At 68.8% G+C, this 19,988-nt stretch carries 23 protein-coding genes; 1 reads left to right on the plus strand and 22 read right to left on the minus strand.

Features of this window, described 5'->3' with window-relative positions; all coding sequences use genetic code 11:
* Positions 1-8: 8 nt before the first annotated feature.
* From FOZ70_RS19445 to FOZ70_RS19510, 14 genes are all read right to left on the minus strand, one after another.
* Positions 9-1,253: an FAD-dependent oxidoreductase gene (locus tag FOZ70_RS19445; RefSeq protein ID WP_219706521.1), complete on the minus strand. Its 1,245-nt coding sequence runs from the start codon at positions 1,251-1,253 to the stop codon at positions 9-11.
* The gene (locus FOZ70_RS19450) at positions 1,250-2,212 is read right to left on the minus strand and encodes a VOC family protein (RefSeq protein ID WP_059553650.1); all 963 of its coding nucleotides are present in this window, start codon (positions 2,210-2,212) and stop codon (positions 1,250-1,252) included. The genes FOZ70_RS19445 and FOZ70_RS19450 overlap by 4 nt, the downstream gene beginning before the upstream one ends.
* A gap of 18 nt (positions 2,213-2,230) precedes the next feature.
* Positions 2,231-3,721: an aldehyde dehydrogenase gene (locus tag FOZ70_RS19455; RefSeq protein ID WP_219706522.1), complete on the minus strand. Its 1,491-nt coding sequence runs from the start codon at positions 3,719-3,721 to the stop codon at positions 2,231-2,233.
* 72 nt (positions 3,722-3,793) lie between these two features.
* Complete coding sequence (locus FOZ70_RS19460; RefSeq protein ID WP_021161508.1) at positions 3,794-4,621, minus strand: aspartate dehydrogenase; 828 nt, start codon at positions 4,619-4,621, stop codon at positions 3,794-3,796.
* Positions 4,614-6,281: a thiamine pyrophosphate-binding protein gene (locus tag FOZ70_RS19465; RefSeq protein ID WP_219706523.1), complete on the minus strand. Its 1,668-nt coding sequence runs from the start codon at positions 6,279-6,281 to the stop codon at positions 4,614-4,616. Before FOZ70_RS19465 ends, FOZ70_RS19460 begins: the two co-directional genes overlap by 8 nt.
* Positions 6,274-7,071, minus strand: a complete 798-nt coding sequence (locus tag FOZ70_RS19470; protein ID WP_059484804.1) for an SDR family oxidoreductase — start codon at positions 7,069-7,071, stop codon at positions 6,274-6,276. The genes FOZ70_RS19465 and FOZ70_RS19470 overlap by 8 nt, the downstream gene beginning before the upstream one ends.
* Positions 7,068-7,925 (minus strand): IclR family transcriptional regulator, encoded by an 858-nt coding sequence (locus FOZ70_RS19475; protein WP_059497041.1) that lies wholly within the window; start codon positions 7,923-7,925, stop codon positions 7,068-7,070. Before FOZ70_RS19475 ends, FOZ70_RS19470 begins: the two co-directional genes overlap by 4 nt.
* Positions 7,922-8,818, minus strand: a complete 897-nt coding sequence (locus FOZ70_RS19480; RefSeq protein ID WP_219706524.1) for an alpha/beta fold hydrolase — start codon at positions 8,816-8,818, stop codon at positions 7,922-7,924. Before FOZ70_RS19480 ends, FOZ70_RS19475 begins: the two co-directional genes overlap by 4 nt.
* Positions 8,819-8,836: 18 nt before the next feature.
* Positions 8,837-9,364 carry a cupin domain-containing protein gene (locus tag FOZ70_RS19485; RefSeq protein ID WP_021161513.1) on the minus strand — a complete coding sequence of 176 codons (528 nt, stop codon included), beginning with the start codon at positions 9,362-9,364 and terminating at the stop codon, positions 8,837-8,839.
* Between the two features lie 33 nt (positions 9,365-9,397).
* Positions 9,398-10,168: an SDR family oxidoreductase gene (locus FOZ70_RS19490; RefSeq protein WP_048022637.1), complete on the minus strand. Its 771-nt coding sequence runs from the start codon at positions 10,166-10,168 to the stop codon at positions 9,398-9,400.
* The gene (locus FOZ70_RS19495; protein WP_021161515.1) at positions 10,161-11,231 is read right to left on the minus strand and encodes an aromatic ring-hydroxylating dioxygenase subunit alpha; all 1,071 of its coding nucleotides are present in this window, start codon (positions 11,229-11,231) and stop codon (positions 10,161-10,163) included. The genes FOZ70_RS19490 and FOZ70_RS19495 overlap by 8 nt, the downstream gene beginning before the upstream one ends.
* Before the next feature lie 68 nt (positions 11,232-11,299).
* Complete coding sequence (locus tag FOZ70_RS19500) at positions 11,300-11,611, minus strand: recombinase-like helix-turn-helix domain-containing protein (RefSeq protein ID WP_059588521.1); 312 nt, start codon at positions 11,609-11,611, stop codon at positions 11,300-11,302.
* A gap of 3 nt (positions 11,612-11,614) precedes the next feature.
* Positions 11,615-11,932, minus strand: coding sequence for a non-heme iron oxygenase ferredoxin subunit (locus FOZ70_RS19505; protein ID WP_021161517.1), 318 nt, complete (start codon positions 11,930-11,932; stop codon positions 11,615-11,617).
* Positions 11,933-12,026: 94 nt separating this feature from the next.
* Complete coding sequence (locus FOZ70_RS19510) at positions 12,027-12,353, minus strand: hypothetical protein (protein WP_219706525.1); 327 nt, start codon at positions 12,351-12,353, stop codon at positions 12,027-12,029.
* Between the two features lie 24 nt (positions 12,354-12,377).
* On the opposite strand from FOZ70_RS19510, the gene FOZ70_RS19515 reads away from it, so the two are divergent.
* Positions 12,378-13,457 carry a porin gene (locus FOZ70_RS19515; RefSeq protein WP_042976372.1) on the plus strand — a complete coding sequence of 360 codons (1,080 nt, stop codon included), beginning with the start codon at positions 12,378-12,380 and terminating at the stop codon, positions 13,455-13,457.
* Between the two features lie 103 nt (positions 13,458-13,560).
* On the opposite strand, the gene FOZ70_RS19520 is transcribed toward FOZ70_RS19515, so the two are convergent.
* The 8 genes from FOZ70_RS19520 to FOZ70_RS19555 all read right to left on the minus strand — a co-directional run bounded on the left by FOZ70_RS19520 (position 13,561) and on the right by FOZ70_RS19555 (position 19,976).
* Positions 13,561-14,454: an IclR family transcriptional regulator gene (locus FOZ70_RS19520; RefSeq protein WP_042976374.1), complete on the minus strand. Its 894-nt coding sequence runs from the start codon at positions 14,452-14,454 to the stop codon at positions 13,561-13,563.
* 268 nt (positions 14,455-14,722) lie between these two features.
* Positions 14,723-15,202, minus strand: a complete 480-nt coding sequence (tecA, locus tag FOZ70_RS19525) for a type 6 secretion system effector deamidase TecA (RefSeq protein WP_021161519.1) — start codon at positions 15,200-15,202, stop codon at positions 14,723-14,725.
* A gap of 101 nt (positions 15,203-15,303) precedes the next feature.
* The gene (locus FOZ70_RS19530; protein ID WP_059484800.1) at positions 15,304-15,783 is read right to left on the minus strand and encodes a hypothetical protein; all 480 of its coding nucleotides are present in this window, start codon (positions 15,781-15,783) and stop codon (positions 15,304-15,306) included.
* Between the two features lie 90 nt (positions 15,784-15,873).
* On the minus strand, positions 15,874-17,319 hold the full coding sequence (locus tag FOZ70_RS19535) for a Do family serine endopeptidase (protein ID WP_219706526.1): 1,446 nt from the start codon (positions 17,317-17,319) through the stop codon (positions 15,874-15,876).
* Positions 17,320-17,395: 76 nt separating this feature from the next.
* Positions 17,396-17,755, minus strand: a complete 360-nt coding sequence (locus FOZ70_RS19540; RefSeq protein WP_059854273.1) for a hypothetical protein — start codon at positions 17,753-17,755, stop codon at positions 17,396-17,398.
* A 45-nt stretch (positions 17,756-17,800) separates the two neighbouring features.
* Positions 17,801-18,661, minus strand: a complete 861-nt coding sequence (locus FOZ70_RS19545) for a hypothetical protein (RefSeq protein WP_219706527.1) — start codon at positions 18,659-18,661, stop codon at positions 17,801-17,803.
* 8 nt (positions 18,662-18,669) lie between these two features.
* Positions 18,670-19,560: a peptidylprolyl isomerase gene (locus FOZ70_RS19550; protein ID WP_219706528.1), complete on the minus strand. Its 891-nt coding sequence runs from the start codon at positions 19,558-19,560 to the stop codon at positions 18,670-18,672.
* Positions 19,557-19,976, minus strand: a complete 420-nt coding sequence (locus tag FOZ70_RS19555; protein WP_258025664.1) for a hypothetical protein — start codon at positions 19,974-19,976, stop codon at positions 19,557-19,559. Before FOZ70_RS19555 ends, FOZ70_RS19550 begins: the two co-directional genes overlap by 4 nt.
* Positions 19,977-19,988: the final 12 nt, after the last annotated feature.

Genomic DNA, 19,988 nt, shown 5'->3' on the forward strand with positions numbered 1-19,988 from the left:
TCGCCCGGTCAGGCCAGTGTCTTGCTCGTGTCTGCCAGCGCTTCCGTATCCACTGCCCGGCCCTGGTTCATCCACTTGCGCGCGAGCTTCAGCTCACGCGCGTTGTTCACGGCGACGACACCTCTCACATGCCCTTCGCCCACGAAAAACAGCGTCGCGCGGCGCGCGGCAAGCTCGCCGCGCACGACGAGCTGCGCATCGGCCGGCAGATCGCCGAGGATCTGCAGGTTCACGTCGTACTGATCCGACCAGAACCACGGAATCTCCGCGTACGGTGCGCGCACGCCCAGCACGGCCTTCGCGGCCGCGATCGCCTGGTTCTGCGCATTGGCCCACGATTCGAGCCGCACGCGCCGCTTCAGCCAGCCGTTGTGATGGTTCGCGACGTCGCCGCACGCGAAGATCGCCGGGTCGCTCGTCGCGCCGAATTCGTCGACGACGATGCCGTCGTCGATCGCCAGCCCCGCGTCGCTCGCGAGCGATGCGTTCAGCGCAAGGCCGATGCCGGCCACCGCGAAATCGGCGTCGATCGTCGTGCCGTCGGCGAGCGTCGCGCGTACCTTCGACGCATCGTCCCGCTGTGCGTCGAGCGACGCGAGCGCCGCGCCGAGCCGTACGTCGACGCCGTTCGCGCGATGCAGGTCGAGCAGGAAATCCGACACGATCTGCGGCACCGAGCGGCCGCACAGCCGCGGCGCGCCTTCGACCACGACCGCCTCGACGCCGAGCTTGCGCGCGGTCGCCGCGACTTCGAGGCCGATCCAGCCGCCGCCGATCACGAGCACGCGCCGGCTCGCGCGCAGCTTCTCGCCGAGTGCGGCCGCTTCGTCGAGCGTGCGCAGGTAATGCAGGTTCGGCGTCTTCACGAGCGCGTCCGGCAGGCGGCGCGACGTGCCGCCGGTCGCGATCACGAGGCGGTCGTATTCGATCTCGCGGCCGCTTTCGGTACGCACCACGCGGCGCCCACGGTCGATCGACGCGGCGCGTTCCGGCTGCCACGCCTCGACGTTCAGCGCGTCGAATTCGTCGGGACGCACGACGCGCACGGTTTCGATATCGGCGTCGCCGGCCAGCACGGCCTTCGACAGCGGCGGCCGCTCGTACGGCAGATGCGGCTCGTCGGCAATCATCACGAGACGGCCCGCAAAACCTTCCGCGCGCAGCGTCTTCAGCACCCAGCCGGCGGCCTGGCCGCCGCCGATCACGACGACCGTGCCCGGCGCGGCGTGCGCCTGTCCGTTCTCTTCGCTCACGATTTGCGCTCCGTCATGAACTTGCCTTCCGGCGCCTTCGCGTGCTTCTGCCGGCGCGTGTTGCCGTCGAGGCCGCCGTCGACGGCCCATTCGGCGAACACGGTCGGGCCCGGTTCGAATTCACGCGGCTGCCACTCGGGCGTCAGCATGTCTTCGTCCGCGTAGTACTCGATCAGGCCGCCGGCCGGGTTCTGGAAGTACCAGAAGTACGCGGACGACACCGGATGACGACCCGGGCCGAGTTGCGTTTCCCAGCCGCAGCGGTCGATGTGCAGGCCGCCGCCGAACACTTCGTGGATGTCGCGCACGGTGAACGCGACGTGGTTCAGGCCACGTTTGCCGTTCGGCAGCGCGAGCAGGAACAGGTCGTGGTGGCCGCCGTGCGGCGCGCAGCGCATGAACGCGCCGCGGCCCGGGTAGCGGTCCGACGTCTCGAAGCCCAGCAGCTCGTGATAGAACTTTTCCTGCGCGTCGAGGCAGTTCGTGAAGAACACGACATGCCCGACCTCGACCGGCTCCGCACGCGCGTAGATCGGGCTCGGCTGGTCGACGCGCAGCGTCCGGCCCCACACGTTCGACGGCGAACCCGTGATGTCGAGTGGGCGCTTGCGCGTGACTTCGATGCGGATCGCCATCCCGTTCGGGTCGGTGCAACCGAACGCATCCTTCCGCGCATAAAAGCCGGGCTGGCCTGCAAACTTCCCGCGCAGCGCGTCGAGTTCCTGCTGCGTCGCGACGCCCCACGTGACTTCACGCAGCGTCGGGCCTGCTTCGAACGCGGGCGGCAGCGCCGGGTCGTCGGCCTTGACGACCAGCACGGTGCAGCCGTTCAGCGTCTCGAAGCGCGCCTGCGTGTCGTCGTGCTCGACTTCCTTCAGCCCCCAGTCGGCGAAAAAGCGCCGGCAGGTGGCGAGATCGTCGACCCCGTACGTGATCTGCTCGATTCCCAGAATGCTCATTGCGTTTTTCCCCTTCGCTCAGTTCGCCCACGGCAGCGGCGCGTCGTTCAAGCCCCAGTAGAGGCTCTTCTGCTGCATGTACTCGCGGATGCCGAGACGCCCCTTCTCGCGGCCCATCCCGCTCTCCTTCCAGCCCGAGAACGGCGTGGAGATCGAGAACAGCTTGTACGTGTTGATCCAGACGGTGCCCGTCTCCAGCGCGCGCGCGATACGCCACGCGCGCTTGTAGTCGCGCGTCCAGATGCCGGCTGCCAGGCCGAACACGCTGTCGTTCGCCTGCGCGATCAGCGACGCCTCGTCGTCGAACGGCATCGCGACGAGCACCGGGCCGAAGATTTCCTCCTGGCAGATGCGCGCGCTGTTCGGCAGGCCTTCAAGAATCGTCGGCTGATAGAAGAAGCCGTTCTCGCGACCGTCGCCCGACGGCCGCTCGCCGCCGCACAGCAGGCGGCCGCCTTCCTCGAGGCCGAGCGCCACGTAGCGCTCCACCGACTCGCGATGCTTCGCGGTGATCAGCGGCCCCATCTGCGTGTCGGCGCGCGTCGGGTCGCCCACGCGCAGCTTGCGTGCGCCCGCGACCAGGCGCTGCATGAATTCGTCGTACACCGCGCGCTGCACGAACAGCCGCGAACCCGCGATGCACGCTTCGCCCGACGAGCTGAAGATGCCGTACAGCACGCCGTTCACTGCATGATCGAGATCGGCGTCGTCGCACACGATCGTCGGCGACTTGCCGCCGAGTTCGAGCGACACCGGCATCAGCTTTTCCGCCGCGATGCGCGCGATGCCGCGCCCCACTTCCGTGCCGCCCGTGAACGACACCTTCTTCACGAGCGGATGGCGCACGAGCACGTCGCCGATCACCGAGCCCTTGCCCGGCAGCACGCTCAGCACGCCCTTCGGCACGCCGGCTTCCTCGCAGATGCGGGCCAGCGCGAGCGACACGAGCGGCGTGACCTCGGCCGGCTTGAGCACCACCGCGTTGCCGCCGGCGAGCCCCGGCGCGAGCTTCTGCGCATCGGACGCGATCGGCGAATTCCACGGCGTGATCGCCGCGATCACGCCGATCGGCTCGTGCACGCTCATCGTCAGGTAGTCGCCGCGCGACGGCGTCAGTTCCTCGTCGAGCGTTTCGAGGCACGCCGCGAAATAGCGGAACGTGTTCGCCGCGCTCGCCACCAGCACGCGCGTCTCGCCGATCGGCTTGCCGTTGTCGCGACGCTGCAGGTTCGCAAGCGCCTCGTGGCGCTGCATGATCAGGTCGGCGATGCGGTACAGCACCTGCGCGCGCAGGTGCGGCTTCAGCCCGGCCCAGTCGGCGCGGCGCCAGGCGGCGTCGGCGGCCACGACGGCTTCGGCCGCGTCTTCCGCGTTCGCCGTCGACACCTCCATGTTCAGCGACTGGTCGGCCGGATAGATGCTCGCGTAAGGCGCGCCACGGCCGCGCCGCCACTCGCCGCCGATCAGGATGTTGCCGTCGGGCACGAGGCTCGTATCGAAAGGAGTCATGTCACAAGTCCCACAAATCTGTCTCTGCACGTCCGCCCTCGCGGTGGCGCGGGCGGACATTCAATGGCCCGGTCAGATCACGCAGCGGGCCGCGCGGTTGCGCAGCGCGCGGATCGCGCTGTACGCCGTCAGCGCGGACGTCTTCGGGTTGTCGGGCAGCGGCTTGCCGCTCATTTCCAGCGACATCTCGCCGAATGCGCCGCGCGCGGTGATGCGGTGCACGTTGCGCTCGACCGCCGGATCGGCGATCAGGCGCACGTGCGTCGCGTCGAGGCCGAGGCCTGCGAGCGCCACGGTGGCCGCGACGTTCGCGTTCTTCGGATACAGGCGCGCGGCGTCGCGCGCGGTGCCTTCGAAGATCACCTTCGCCTCGCTCATCGCGCGCAGGTCGCACATCTCCTCGGCGGGCGTGCCGAGCCAGCCGAGCGGCGGCTTGCGGCCCACGTACAGCACTTCGTCGAGGCCGCCCTGCTTCGCGGAGGCCAGCGCGTCGATGCCGCCGATCGCGCCGGACAGCAGCGTGACCGTCGCGTCGCCTTCGTCGGCCGCCTGCGCGAGCACGTCGAGCAGCGCGAGGTCGGACAGCGCGCCGATCGACGCGACCGCGCAGTCGGTGCCGGCCTTCAGCAGCGGCACGACGTGATCGACGAGCGCGCTGTGGCCCGCGCATTCGAGCGCGAACTCGGGGCGGCGGGCCAGTGCGTCGACCGACGACACGACCTCCACCGCGCCGCCCAGCACGCCCTGCACCGCCGCGCGCTGGTGTTCCGGCACGATCACGTGCGCGACGCGCAGCGACGCATCGTGCTCGACCGCGTGGTAGACGGCCGCGCCGATCGCACCGAAGCCGATCATCGCGACATCGACGGGGGCGTGGGCCCGCTTTTGCCCGTTAAGCATACTGGCGCTCCGTCGGCGCTTCTTTCTTCACCGGGGGGCCCGCGAACTGCGATGCGAACGAGCCGACCGACAGCATGTCGACCTCGACCATCACCGGCCCTTCCTTGGCCATCCCTTCGCGCACGATCGCCTCGGCGTCGTCGAGCGACGTGATCCGGTAATGCGTGAGGCCGAAGCTCGCGCAGAACTGCGCGAAATCGGGCTGGTGCAGCTGCACGAAGCAGCGGCGGCCGCCGTAGTGCACGTCCTGGATGTTGCGGATCACGCCGTAGCACTGGTCGTTCATCAGCACGATCATCACGTTCGCGTTTTCCTGCACGGCCGTCACGAGCTCCCCGACGTTGACCATCAGGCCGCCGTCGCCGACCAGGCAGACCGTCTTCGCCGCCGCGCCCGCGAGCGCCGCGCCGATGCCCATCTGGATGCCCTGGCCGATGCCGCCGCCGAGTGCATGCACGCCCGAGCGCGGTTCGAAGATCTTCAGCAGGCGGTTGCCCCACGTGCTGTTCGAGATCGTCACGTCGCGCACCCAGTTGTAGTCGCGGCCGACCGCACCCTGCAGCGTGTCGACCAGCTTCTTGTACGGCCCGAGGCCCTTCGACACGTCGGCCACCGCCTGCTCGCGGGCCGCCGCGAGATCGGCCGCGAACTGCGGATCGACCGACAGGCGGCCTTCGAGCCGGTCGGCCAGCTCGGCCAGCACGCGCTTCGAATCGCCATGCACGAACAGCTCGTTGCGATAGCCGCGGTTGTCGGCGAGTGCGTCGGCATCGATGCGGAACAGCGGCTGCGGCAGCGCGAGCTTGTACTTCAGCGTTTCGTTGCCGCGCAGGCGCGAACCGACGACGACGAGCGCATCGCAGGTCTTGTAGAACGCTTCGACGGACGCGTGCACGTTGAACGCACCGAGCGTCGCCGGGTGATCCTCCGGCAGCACGCCACGGCCCTGCACGCTCGTCACGACGCCGAAGCCGAGCTTCACGAGGCGCTCGACTTCCGCGCGTGCATGGCGCGCGCCGCCGCCGAGCCACAGCAGCGGACGGCGCTTCGCCGCGAGGGCATCGGCGAGCTTGGCGACGCGTGCGGAATCGTGCTCGCGCACCGTGACGTGCGCCGGTGCGAGGTCTTCCGGCCATTCGATTTCAGCAGCCTGGATGTCGATCGGAATCTCGACCGACACCGGGCCCGTCGGCGCCGTCTGCGCGATGCGCACGGCTTCGCGGATCGTCGGCAGCACGGTTTCGACGGTGCGCACGCGGAAGGCGGCCTTCGAGATCGAGTCCAGCATCGACAGTTGATCCGGCGCTTCGTGGATATACGCGAGATCCTGGTCGAGATACGGCGTCTCGATCTGCCCCGTGACGTGCAGCAGCGCGGTGCCTGCCGTCAGCGCCTCGACCATCGCGCCCGCCGCGTTGCCTGCCGCCGTCCCCGTGCTCGTGAACGCGACGCCGAGGCCGCCCGACACGCGGGCCAGGCCGTCGGCCATGTTCAATGCGCCGGCTTCGCCGCGTGCGCCGACGTACCGGATGTTGCCGCGCGAGTTGATCGCGTCGAGGATCGGCATGTTGTGGATCGAGATGACACCGAATGCGGTCTTCACGCCGCACTGCTCGAGAAAGGCGGCAATCAGCTCGCCAACCGTGGTTTTTTCAGACATGGCGTGCAAAGCCTCCAGAAACGTCGATATGGCTGCCCGTCGTGTAGGACGACAGATGCGTTGCGAGATAAAAAAGTGCCCAGGCTGCCTCGTCGGGCTTGCCGAAGCGGTTCAGCGGAATGTGCTTCGTGCGGGCGATCGCGCCCGTCCAGTCCTCCCAGCTTTCGCCGGCCTGCGCCTGCGCTTCGTAACGGCGGCGCCACTGGCCCGACTCGACGATGCCGATCAGGATCGAGTTCACGCGGATGCGCTGCGGCGCGAGTTCGTTCGCGAGCGACTTCACGAGGCTCAGCACGCCCGCGCGCGCCGACGACGTCGCGACCATGTGCGGCTCCGGCTGCAGCGCGAGCAGCGAGTTCACGCAGGTGATCGTCGGCGCCTGCGCATCGCGCAGCAGCGGCAGGAACGCGCGCGTCGGGCGGATGATGCTGAAATACTTCAGTTCGAGCTCGTCGCGCCACGCGTCGTCGGTCGTGTCCGCGAAGGTCGACACGCGACCCTGGCCGGCGTTGTTGACCAGCATGTCGGCGCGGCCGAAGCGTGCGGACACCGCTTGCGCGAACGCGGCGACGTCATGCTCGTCGAGCACGTTGCAGCGCGCGGCGAGCAGTTGAGCGCCCGGGTATTTTTCGTCGAGCATCGCCTCGGCGCGCGCCAGGCGCTCGCCGTCGCGGCCGCAAATCGCGACCGATGCGCCTGCCTGCAGGAACCGTTCGGCGGTCGCGAGGCCGATGCCGGACGAACCGCCCGTCACCACCGCCACCTGCCCGGTCAGATCGATCTGGATCATCGGAGTCCTAATGCTTTCATAAACGTGTGCTCGTCATCCGAGCGGTAATTGAGCCGCCGCGACAGTTCCGCCGCCGCGCGCTGCACCTTGTCGATCAGCCCGTCCGCGATCAGCGCCGCGTCGATTTCCGGACGCGGCACCGTCACCGTGATGCACGCGACGATCTTCTGCGTCTCGTTGCGCACCGGCGCCGTGACCACCGAGATGCCGCGCTCGAACGACGAATTGCTGACGCCGTAGCCGCGCAGCGCATCCTCGCGGATCACTTCGTACAGCGCGTCGACCGTTTCCGGTGTCGCGTTCGTCATCCGGTTCAGCGTGCCTTCCGGATACAGCGAGCGCAGCTCCTTCAGCGACAGGTCGCCCATCAGCACGTGGCCGTGCGTCGTCGCATGCGCGGGCAAGCGCGTGCCGACGTTCACGCGGATCGAGCTGAACACCGGCGACTGGCTCTGCGCCTTCGCGACGAACACCACGTCGCGGCCATCACGGATCACGATGTGCGTCGTGAAGCCGGTGGCGTCGCGCAGGCTCTCGATCACGGGCAGGCCGAGATCGGTCAGCTCCAGCGAGCTCAGGTATTCGAAGCCGAGCCGCAGCACGGCGATGCCGAGCTTGTAGTTGCGATCCTTGTCCGCACGCTCGAGAAAGCCGAGCGATTCGAGCGTCTGCAGCAGGCGGAACACCGTCGTGCGCGGAATGCCGAGCCGCTTCGACAGCTCCGGCGCACCGAGCACGGGCTCGCGCGGCGAGAATTCGGCGAGGATTCGCAGCCCGCGTTCGAGGCCGGGCACCACGTAGCTGGCTTCGGCCTTGTCGTTTTCGGGTTCGGGTCGTTGCAGCGGTTCGTTCATGCCAGCCCCCGCTGTTGGTCGCACTGACGGCAGAACGAGTCGATCAGCGCGGAATAGACGGCCGGCGCCTCGACATAACCGGCATGACCGGCTTGCGGAACCACCTGGAGCCCGACGTGCGCGGCCGCGGCGATCCGCTCGCACGCGGCGGGCGGCGTGATCGCGTCGTTCGCGCCGACGGCCACGGCCGTGCGGCCACGAAAGCCGGCGAGATCGGCCGCGAGATCGGCGTTCGCGAGCAGATGCGTGGCCTGCGCGTAGCCGGCCGGCACGATACGCGCCATGTTCCAGCGCACCCACGCACGTGCCTCCTCGTTCGCGAAACCGGACAGCATGTTGCCGCTGCGCTGCTCGGCGAGCCCGGCCGGGCCGAGTTCGGCGAGCATCGCGAGCCGCGCGTCGCGGCGCGATTCGCGCGTTTCGGCCGGTGCGCTGCCGTAGCCGCCCGCGGGCGACACCAGCAGCAGGCCGGCGATCCGCGCGGGCATCACGCGGGCGAGACCGCCCGCGACGATCGCGCCGAGCGAATGGCCGACCAGCACACAGCGTTCGATGCCGAGTGCCTCGAGCCACGCGTTCAGCGATGCCGCGTAATCGGCGGCGGCCGGCGACGCGCCGTGCACGGGCGTCGACACGCCGTAACCGGGCGCGTCCCACGCGAGCACGCGCCGCGATGCGCCGAGCGTGTCGAGCTGGCGGACCCACGATGCGGCGCCCGAGCCGATGCCGTGCAGCAGCACGACGGGCAGCGCACGGCCCGCATGCTGCGCGCCGGCCTCACGGTAACCGATCGTGCCCGCCGCGCCGGCCGCGCAACGCTGCTCGGGAAACTGCCCGAGCAGCGCGACGAACGCCGCGGTGCGGTCGCGCTCGCGTTTGTCGATGACACTCATTGCTTCACCCGTCCCGTCTCAGCGCTTGATCTTCGCGAGCGGCGAATCGGGCGGATACGTCGGCGTGACCGGCTTCGGCGAACCGAGCATCACGCACATCAGCGCATCTTCCTCGCCGATGTTGATTTCCGTGCGATACACGCCCGGCGGCACCGAGATCAGGTCGCGCTCGCCGAGGATCGCTTCCCACGTCTCGCCGTCGCGCTCGCAGATCACCTTCATCTTGCCGCGCAGCACGAAGAAGATTTCCTCGACGTCGATATGGATGTGGCTCGGGCCGATGTTGCCGGCCGGGATGACCATCGTCGAGAACGTGAAGTTGCCGGCCGGCACCGTGTTGACGTCCTTCGCGACGCCCGTGCCGCCCGTGCCGACGTAGCGCATCTGCGCACGGCGGTACTTCGGGTCGTAGTCGGCCTGGAACTTCAGTGCGTCCCAGTCGTAGCGCCGCGTCGCGTAGCGAGCAACGCGCCCTTCCATCCAGTCGTTGAAGCTTGCGCCTTCCGGCTGGTCCCACGACTTGCGTTCGAGATCGGCGTCCGCCATCGTCCTCTCCTTCATCAGAGTGAAAACTTCAATTCAATTCATCACGAAGCCGCCGTTTACCGGCAGCAATTGACCCGTCACGAAGCGCGCGCCGTCCGACAGCAGGAACAGCACGGGGCCCGTCACGTCGTCGGGCACCTGCGCGCGCGTCAGCGCACGGCCCTGCATGTAGAACGCGTGGCGCTCGGCCGGCACGTAGGCGGTCGCCTCGACTTCCGTCAGCCCCGGCGCGATCGCATTGACCGTCACGCCGTGCGCGCCGAACTCGCGTGCCTGCGCATGCGTCATCGCGATCACCGCGCCCTTGCTCGCGACGTACGCGAGCAGCTTCGGCGCACCCCACAACGCGGTGTCCGATGCGAGGTTCACGATCGCGCCGCGCCCCGACTGCGCGAGGTGCGGCAACGCCGCATTGCTGACGAGCCACACGCCGCGCACGTTCACGTTCATCACGGCGTCCCAGGTCGACACGTCGAGCTCCGTCGACAATTTGCCGCCCGAGTTCGTGATCGCCGCGTTGTTGATCAGCGCGTCGATGCCGCCGAGCGCCGCCGCGCCCTGCGCGACGAATGCATCGACGCTCGCCGGATCGGCCAGGTCGAGCGTGAAGAAAAACGCGGTATGGCCGGCTTGCGTGAGCTGCGCGGCCAGCGCGCGGCCTTCTTCGGCGAGCACGTCGCCGAACGCGACCTGCGCACCCGCCGCGACCAGCGCCTTCACGAACGCCGCGCCCAGCCCGCGCGCGCCGCCCGTGACGAGCACGCGGCGCCCCGGCAGCGACACGACCGGAGCGCGCTCAGCCATGCGAGGGCTCCGCCGCGGCCTGCGCCGCACGATGCGCGTCGAGCGCGGAAAGATGCTCCTGCGCACGCTGGCGCAGCATCCGGCGCACGCGCGTGATGCCGACGTCGTGCTGGTACAGGTATTCGTGATCGCGCGCGTGCGGCGCGAGGCTTTCGAGGACGTAGCGGTCCTGCTCGAGCACGTCCCAGTGCAGGCCCTCGAGGCGGTTGCGGTACATGAATCGCCACACGTCGCGCTGCCAGCCGCTGACCTTGCGCGTGCGCCAGAAATAGACCTGGCAGTTGTCGCCGTCGACCGGCGTCGCGAAGCCGATGATCCCGAAGTTGCCGCCGGGGCCGAACTTCTGCTTGTACGGAATCGCGAGGCGCATCCACAGGCAGCCGGTTTCGCCGAGCTCGACCCAGTCGAAATTCACGTCGCGCTGGCCGATCTTCTCGAACATCAGGCCCGTTTCCGTCTTGCGCACGCGCATGTCGGCCTGCTTGTCGCCTTCGGCCATCGAATGCGACGTCGCGTGCAGGTACGCGCCGTGCATCGGGTCCATCACGTTGTCGATCGCATACTGGTAATTGCACTTCCAGTTCGACACGCACAGGAAGTGGCCGTACTCGTCGGCGACCAGTTCCTCGGGCAGGTTCAGCGGCGCCGGCTCGCCGTGCGCTTCATCGCCGAACCACAGGAAGATCGCGCCGGCCTTCTCCTCGACCGGATACGACTTCACGCACTTCGTGCCTTCGAGCGGACAGTTCGACACGGCCGGCACGCGGTTGACCGTGCCGCCGCCGTCGACTTCGATGCCGTGATACCAGCACGCGATGTTGCCGCCGAGGTTCCAGCCGAGCGACAGGCGTGCGCCGCGGTGCGGGCAGCGATCTTCGAGTGCGTGAACCTTGCCCTCGTGATCGCGCCACAGCACGATCTGCTCGGACAGGCGCGTGAGGCCGACGGGTGCGTTCGACACCTGCCAGCTCGGCGCGACGGGATACCAGTAGTTCTTGATGCCGCGGTCGAGATAGTCACGGACCGGGTCGTGTTGGACTGCGTGTTGTACGGGGGACGTCATCAGTGTGCTCCGGATGCGGTTGTCGGGTCGGCGCTCAGGCGCTCACGCGCGCGGCGCGGTCGCTGCGCTCATTCCGCCAGCGAGGCCATTTCGGCGCGGAAACGCTCAGGTGTCCAAACCGTGCCGTCCGGCGCGCGAAAGCCGATGCGGTTCAGGCCCGCGACGACATCGTCCAGCTCGGTCGCGCCGGCTTCGAACACGCGCTCGAGCGCATCGCCGAGGTCGTTTTCGTACTGGGTCGGGGCGGCCTTGCGGTTCTGCCAGACCTGGTTCTCGACCTGGCCGGGGATCTCGATCTGCCCCTTGCCCGCGACGTTGTTCGGCTGCGGCGCCACCCACGGCTTCAGGAAGGGATTGAAGTTGACGGTCGCTTCTTTCATCGGTTACTCCACCTTGATCTGGATTTCCTCGCCGGCAAGGCGCACCGCGTACTGCTTCAGCGCGCGCCCGCCCGGACCCTTCAGGCATTCGCCCGTCCTGATGTCGAACACGGCCTCGTGCAGCGGGCATTCGACCGTGCCTTCGTCGACGAACCCCTGCGTCAGCAGCGCGTACGCATGTGGGCACACGTTCTCGAGCGCATACACGTCGTCACCGACGCGGTAGATCCCGATTTCGACGCCGTCGGTCCGCTTGAACTCGATCGGCGTGTCTTCCGACAGCGCGCCGGCGTGCCCGGCGCAAACCCATTGTTCAGACATCTCACACCCTTCCTTCTGATCGACTCTCGGTTTGTTCCGATTTGTTCCATACCCGGAACAGCAGTTTATGGATGGTGATTATAGGAGCGACTTTTCACGAGTAAAACAAAAAGCTGCACGCCCTAGGGAAAACACCGACCATCGGGTCGGCAGTCACTTCCGTTTGCCTTGCCAAATGTAATTTTTTGTTGTGTAGCGGGCATTTACGGCCTTTTTTCGGGCGTCGCGCACCGAAACCGGGCACCGGCACGAATTCCATCCGTCCCGAAAAAATTATTTTTGATACGGCGCTCGACGCCCCTATACTCCATTCCATCAGAGGCACGTTGTTCCTTATATGGAACATAAAAAATGCCCGCTCGATGGCGAAGACGCGCAACGGCAGGCCGTTCCCGCGCAGGCCGCCACGGCACGTTTTCATCAGGTTGGAGATTCAGGAGATCAAATGGTCAAGCATGCGGTAGCAGCAACAGTGATCGGATTGGGCGCCGTGTCGGGCGCGTGGGCGCAGAGCAGCGTGGTGCTGTACGGCAGCATGGATGCGGGGGTCGCGTACGTGAACAACGTCGGCGGCCATGCGAAATGGGCGATGATCCAGGGCAATACGCAGCCCGACCGGTGGGGCCTGAAGGGCAAGGAAGACCTCGGCGACGGCCTGTCGGCGATCTTCCAGCTCGAAAACGGCTTCTATACGAACAACGGCCAGTTCGCGACCGCGAATACGATCTGGAACCGCGCGGCCTTCGTCGGCCTCAGCTCGGAACGCTACGGCACGCTGACGCTCGGCCGCCAGACGCCGCTGTCGTTCGACTATCTCGATCCGCTCAGCACGGCCTACCTCGCGATGAGCTGGTACGCGTTCCACCCCGGCAACATCGACGGGCTCGCCGCGACCGGCAACGTGCCGTACAACAACGCGGTCAAGTATCGTTCGCCGACCTTCGCGGGCTTCTCGGCCGCGGCGACGATGGCGCTCGGCAACACGACGAACTTCTCGACCGGCAAGTCGGTCGGCGTCGCGCTGAACTATGCGAACGGGCCGTTCAAGGCGTCAGCCGTGTACTCGAACGAGCACGACCGCTCGATCCTGATCAGCACGACCGGCATCACGTCCTTCCAGGGGCAGAACACCGCGAACGGCTACATCGCGAACAAGGTCGAGAACATCGGCGCGGGCGCGTCCTACCAGTTCGGCGACTTCCTCGTGCATGGCCTGTACACGCGCACGAAAATGCAGTCGAACGGCTATTCGGACACGTTCCAGAGCTACGACGCGGGCGTGAACTATCGCAGCAGCGCGTTCAACACGATCGCGGGCGGCGCGGCAACCACGACGCTGGCCGGCCGCCGCTGGACGCAGGTCGAACTCGGCGACATCTATTCGCTGTCGAAGCGCACGCAGCTTTATGCGAACGTGCTGTACGAGCACGGTTCGGGCGGCGCAAAGGCCGCGTTCTTCACGGCCGGCGTGTCGAGCACCGCGAACCAGGTGGTCGTGCTCACCGGGATCCACCACTCGTTCTGAACGGCGCCAGGCAGCCGGTGCCTGAAACGAAACGAGGGGCCCGCGGGCCCCTCGTTTTTTTGATTGCGGTGCCGCGTGCGGCGGCCCGCCCGACAAGTCGGCGTCAGAACATCGCGACCTTGTGGCGCGCGTGCGCGAACGTCGGGTCGCTTTCGAGCGGACGATAGTTCAGGCGCTGGGACAGGTCGACCGCCGCGCCGCACACGGCTTCGACGAGCCGTTCCTTCTCGCCGGCCTCGCCGATCTCCGAGCGCGGCACCGTCGCGGTGATCGCCGCGACGATCGAGCCCGAATGATCGCGCACGGGCGCCGTGACCGCCGAAATGCCGCTCTCGAATGCCGCCTCGCTGACCGCATAACCGAGCCGCGCGTAATGGCGCACGCGCTCGTACAGTTCGTCGACGGTGCCCGGCGTGCGCTCGGTGAACTGTTCGAGTTTCTTCTCCGGATAGAGCTGGCGCAGTGCGTCGCGCGTCAGGTCGCCCATCAACACGTGGCCGTGCACGGTCGCATGCGCGGGCAGGCGCGTGCCGACGTGCACCTTCACCGAACCGAACATCGACGCGTTGCTCTGCGCCTTCGCGACGAACACGACGTCGCGCTGGTCGCGGATCAGCAGATGCGTCGACAGGCCCGTCGTATCGCGCAGCCGCTCGAGCACGGGCGTGCCGAGATCGGTCAGTTCGAGCGAATTCAGGTATTCGAAGCCGAGCCGCAGCACGCCGACGCCCAGCCGGAAATAACGGTCGCCGTTCACGCGCTCGAGGAAACCGAGCGCTTCGAGCGTCTGCAGCAGGCGGAACGTGGTCGTGCGCGGAATGCCGATGCGCTTCGACAACTCGGGCGCGCCGAGCACGGGCTCGCGCGCGGAGAATTCGGCGAGGATCCGCAGCCCGCGTTCGAGCCCCGGCACCAGGTAGGACGATGCGCCGCCGGACGATTCGTCGTCGCCGGGCGCCGCGGATTCAGGCGCGTCGCTCATCGTTGTCTTGGCCATGTGGACATGGACGGAAGGAAATCAATCACGAAACGGGTCATGGATCGTCGTGGGCAGGCGGCCATGCGACCCCGGCGCGCACGCGGGCTCGCACCCGCGTGAATCGCCGCGGCGCAGCATGCGCTTCCACGGCCCCACGAATAGTCATTCACGGTCGAGAGGATAGCAGCGATGGACAGCGCGGCGCCATGCGGAAATCGCCGAACGACGCGATGCCGGCCGTGGGCGCGGCGCGCGGCGGCCGGCGTGGCAGCCGAAGCCGCGCCGCCTACAGGCGCGACAGGTGTACCCGGATGTTCGCGCGGTCATACGTGAATCCGCCGGCCGCGTCCGGCTCGAGCACCCGCGCAAGGTCGACCGCGTACATCCAGCCGCTGCCGAGACGGCCCCCGTTGATCGCCCGGATCCGGCTGCCGCCGACGGCGATCGCGGCATGAAAAACGGTGCCGCCCCGCGAGAAGCCGACCGCGGTTCCGGCCGGAATGCTCGCGCGCCCGTCCCATTCGCCGCCGGTCTCGAAGTTGAAGCGGGTCCGCCAGTGCTGGCCGATCGTGTCGAGCAGCGCACCGGGCGCGATCATCGCGTCGCTGCGCAGCAGATACCGGACATAGGCCGCGGCGTCGTAACAGACGCCGCCGGACACGTACTCGTTGATGTCGGCCATGCCGAACATCAGCGCCTGCGCGTGCTTCTGCCGTTCGGCGAAACCGGATTGGGCGACATGCCCGCCTAACTGGCTCAGTTGCATGGGTGGCTCCTCGTGAAGAAGCAGGACGTCATCGTCCTGCCGACGCAATAACGTCATATGTTATTACGATATCCGGCCACGCCGGCATTCCGGCCCGGGCGTCACGGCATGCGGGCGGCCGATGCCGGCGCGGCAGCGGCCGCATCGGGATTCGGCGCGAGCCGCAGGCGCACGCGCAACGGCTGCAGCATGTCGGGCGGCGGCGGTTCCGCCAGCGGGCCGGCCGTGAGCAGTTGCCGCAGTGTCGCGTCTGCATCGGGATCGCCGAGCGACGCGAATTCGACACGCGTGACGGCGCCGTTCGGGCCGATCCACGCGCGCACGACGATCGCGGGCGGCGGCGCGGCGGCGCTCGCGTTCAGCACGCGCGCCTCGAGATAGCGGTGCAGCCGATCGGCCGCGTCGCCGTCGGCTTCGAGCCACGTCTGGAACTGCTGCCCGGCAAGCTGTCCGTAGCGCATCCATGCCTGCGGCACGTCGGTCGTCTGCGCGACGGCCGGCGCGATACCCAAAACAAGCGCCCACGCGACGACGATCGCCCGCCACCCGCCGGACACGCGCCATTCCTGCCTTCGCTTCATTCCGCCTCCCGTTTCGACGATGAGCCGTCGTGCCGCGCGACATCGCCCGCGCAGCCGCCCACCTGCCCGCCCGATCAACCGCCCACCCGCTCAACCGATCTCGATCGGCACATACAGGCGCGTGCCGCCGCGCTGGACGAGCAGCGCGACGTTGCCGCGCGCGGCATCGATCTCGGTCATCAGCGCGCCGATGTTCGCGACCGGCGTGCCGTTGACCGACAGCACGATATCGCCGGCCTGCAACCCCGCGCGCGCGGCCTGGCCGCTCGCCTGCTCGACGACGAGCGCCTGGCCGACGCCGAGCCGCTGGCGCTCCTGCTCGGTCGCCGCGCGCAACGCGAGCCCGAACCGCGCGGGCCCTTGCTCGCCGCTTGCCGGTGCCGACCCGCTGTCGAATGCGGCGACGGTCGCGATCACGTGCCTCGCCTTGCCCGCGCGCCACACCAGCAGGTCGGCTTGCCGCCCGGCCCGCATGAGCGCGACCGTGCCGAGCAGATCCGCCGATTCGGCGACCGGCTTGCCGTCGACGGCGAGCACGACGTCGCCCGGTTGCAGGCCCGCGTGCGCGGCCGGGCCATCCGGTTCGACCATGGTGATCAGCGCGCCGTCCGGGCTCGCGAGGCCGAACGAACGTGCGAGTGCCTGGCTTACCTCCTGCACGGCCACGCCGAGCCGGCCGCGCGTGACCTTGCCGGTGCGCAGCAGCTGGTCCTTCACGTCGAGCGCGATGTCGATCGGGATCGCGAACGCGAGCCCCTGGTAGCCACCCGTCTTCGAGAAAATCATCGAGTTGATCGCGATCACCCGGCCGCCGAGATCGAACAGCGGGCCGCCCGAATTGCCGGGGTTGATCGGCACGTCGGTCTGGATGAACGGAATCGCGCGCTCACCGGGCAACGAGCGCGATTTCGCGCTGACGATGCCCTGCGTGACCGTGTTCGCGAATCCATACGGCGAACCGATCGCCATCACCCAGTCGCCCACCTCGGTGCGTGCCGGGTCGCCGGTCGCGACGACCGGCAGGTCGTGCGCGTCGATGCGGATCACGGCAACGTCGGAGACGGGGTCGCTGCCGATCACGCGCCCCTTGAACTGCCGCTTGTCGGTCAGCTTCACGTCGATCGCGACGGCGTCGCCGACCACGTGCCGGTTGGTCAGGATCACGCCGTCCGCACTGACGATGAAGCCGGAGCCGAGGCTCACTTCCTCGCGGTTGCCGATCACGCGCCGCGCGAGAAACGGCGCGAGCGGATGATCGGGCGCGATGCCCGGCGGCAGCTGGATGCCCATCTGCGTGACTTCGCGCGTGACGCTGATGTTGACGACGGCCGGGCCGACGCGCCGCACCAGCGCGGCGAAGTTCGGCAGCGCAACGGCCGGCGCAGGCGACGCGGCAACCGGCTGCGCCGGCCGTTCGGCGGCCGATGCCGGTGCCGGTGTCGGTGTCGTTGCACCGGCGCACGCGCAGGCCAGCGCCAGCCCGCCCGCCATCGCTCGCAGCACAACCGCCCGGTTCGTGTACCTGCCCGCCTTCATGTCGCTGCTCCTCGTCGGTTCGCGCCGGAACGCCGCCGGCTCATCGATACGCGCGCGGCACGCCCGGCCGCACGGATTACTTCGGCGGCACCACGACCGGCGCATCCGGCCGCTGTGGCGTCACCGACCGGCCCCAGTTCGAGCCGAACCGATTCCGCTCGGTCGACAGGTTGAACGTGCCAAGACGGTTCGACGGCTGCTTCGACAGTCGCTCCGCATCCGTCTGCGATGCGCCCGCCTGCGGATCGGCCTTCGGCGTCAGTTGCCGGCTCAGGCAGTCGTACGACAGCGCACGCTTGCCGTCGACTTCCGCATCGACGCACACCGGCTTCGTGGCCGCCCCCGCGCTCGCCGCCGCGCGGCCGCCCTGCGCGTGCGTGCCCGTTGCCACCAGCAGGCAGACGATCGTCGCGATCGCGCTTCGTCGCATCTTCATGCGCGCTCCTTCAGAAATGACGCCATGGCACCCGCGCTGCCGCGGTCACACGTTCGCGCCCGCCGCCGACGCGCGCGCCAGGAAACGCGCGAACGCCGCGCGATCGGCGTCGTCGACGGCCGGCTCTTGCGTATCGACCCGCTGCGCCCAGGCGTCGCGCATGCCGTCGACCGGCTGCCACGCCTGCACCTGCGCGCCGGTCGGGTACGGCGTGACGAGCGGCTCGCGATAGTCGACGCGAAACAGCGACGGCGCGCCGTTACCGGCCGCCCACAGATCGCCGACGTCGCGCACGCTCGCGTCGAACCAGAATCGCACCCACCGCACGCCAGGCGCGCGTGCGTCGACACCTGACGCATCGGCGCCCGACGCATCGGTGCCCGAAACATCGGCACCCGACGCGTCCGGCACGCGCAGGAAACCGGCCAGCACGAGCAGCACGGCCGCCAGATCGTCGTCGCGCAACATCCGGTACGACCAGAGATCCGCGACGTCGACGCAGGCGATCACCGCGATGAAACGCCCGATCGTGAGCGCGGGCCACGCGCGCCGCATCAGTGCGTAATGACGCGCCCAGTGCGCCACGAAGCGCTCGCGATGCCGGGCGGCCACCTGCGCGTCGCGCGAGCCGCGAATCGTCAGGTCCTCCGGCTGGTACTGGCGCGTGGTGAGCACGCACTGCGCGGAGCATCGCGCGCTCCGGTGCCGCGCGTAACCGCCCGCACCGGGCAACGGCTCCAGCGCCCCGAAGCACAGCGGGCAATGCGTGGGCCACTCGCCGGGCCGGCCCGGCCACGGGTTCGCTTTCGGCATGCGCGGGCGGTCGGCAGCCCCGGCCGGGCGGCGGCGCCCCGGCGTGCCCGCGTCGGGTACGCCGACGCGCGGCGTCGAACGGACGGTTCCCATGCGCGCGCCTACCGGGTGGATGCGAGCGCTTTCTTCAGCGCGTCTTCGTTGATCGGCGCGTTAGCGGCGAGCTTCGCGAGATACGCCTGCGCATTCTGCTGCGTGCGCTGCGCGCGCAGCATCGCGCGCAGTTGCTCCTTCACGTCGGCCAGGGGGCGCGGTGCGGCCGCGCGAACGTCGATCAGCTTCACGACATGAAAGCCGGCCGGCGTCTGGATCGGCGCGGAGACCTGGCCCGGCTTCAACGCGTCGGCCGCCTGACGGACTGCCGGCACCATCAGCTGATCGGGCACGAACCCGAGATCGCCGCCGTTCGCGGCGCTCGCCTTGTCCTGCGAATTCGCCTTCGCGAGCGCCGCGAAATCGCCGCCGCGCGCGCGGCTCGCGAGATCGGCCGCCTGCTTGCGCGCCTTGTCGAGCGTCGCGGCATCCGCGTTCGGCGGCACCGCGATATAGATCTGCGCGACGTGCAGCGCGCGCGGCGCGGTGAACGCGGCGCGATTCCTGTCATACGCGGACTGCAGCTCCGCGTCCGACGGATAGTCGGCCGGCGGTGCATTCGCCGACGCCAGGTAGCTGCGCACGACGATGTCGCGCTGCGCCTGTTCGACGGCCGCCTGCACCTGCGCCTGCTTGTCCCAGCCCTTCGATTTCGCCTCGGCCAGCACGGCCTTCTGCGCGAGCGTCGAACGCACGACCTGGTCGAGCGCCGCGGGATCGGCCGCGAGACGCTCGCGCCCTTCCGGGCTCACCGACTTCAGCAGCCCCGCGATATCGGCCTGCGTGACCGATGCCTGCGCGGCATTCGCGATCACGTCGTCCTGTGCGTGCGCAATGAACGGCGCACCCAGCACGAGACTGCCTGCCACCGTCGCCAGCATCTTCATCTTCGTCATCATCGTTCGACTGCCCTCTCGATCGTTCCTGAATTGCGGACGCCGCATCGGCGCGCGTCCGTCAGCGTCATGCGCAGGACAAGCGGCTGCGCCATCCCGCGTGGCGGCGCCGCGTCGAGCGCCGCTTGCCCGGCCGCACCGCTGTCGATGCGCGTCACGTGCCCGTACCGGTCGAGCCACGCGCGAACCGGCAGCACGGGACGGTCGTCGCCCGCATCGGCCCGTTCGCCGGCCCAGCGCTCGATGCCGGCGCGCAGGCGGCAAACCGCCGCGTCGTCGCTTTCGTTGTCGCCGTCCAGCGTCGCCTGCAGCCACCGCGCGATGCGCTGTGCATACGCGCCCCACGCGGCGGGTACATCGCTCGCGGCCGCGGCTTTCGCGTCGTGCCGCGCGCGGCCCGGCAACCACGCACGCAGCATGGCGCCGATCCG

This window comes from Burkholderia sp. COPS (assembly GCF_019425585.1).
GTDB lineage: Bacteria > Pseudomonadota > Gammaproteobacteria > Burkholderiales > Burkholderiaceae > Burkholderia > Burkholderia cepacia.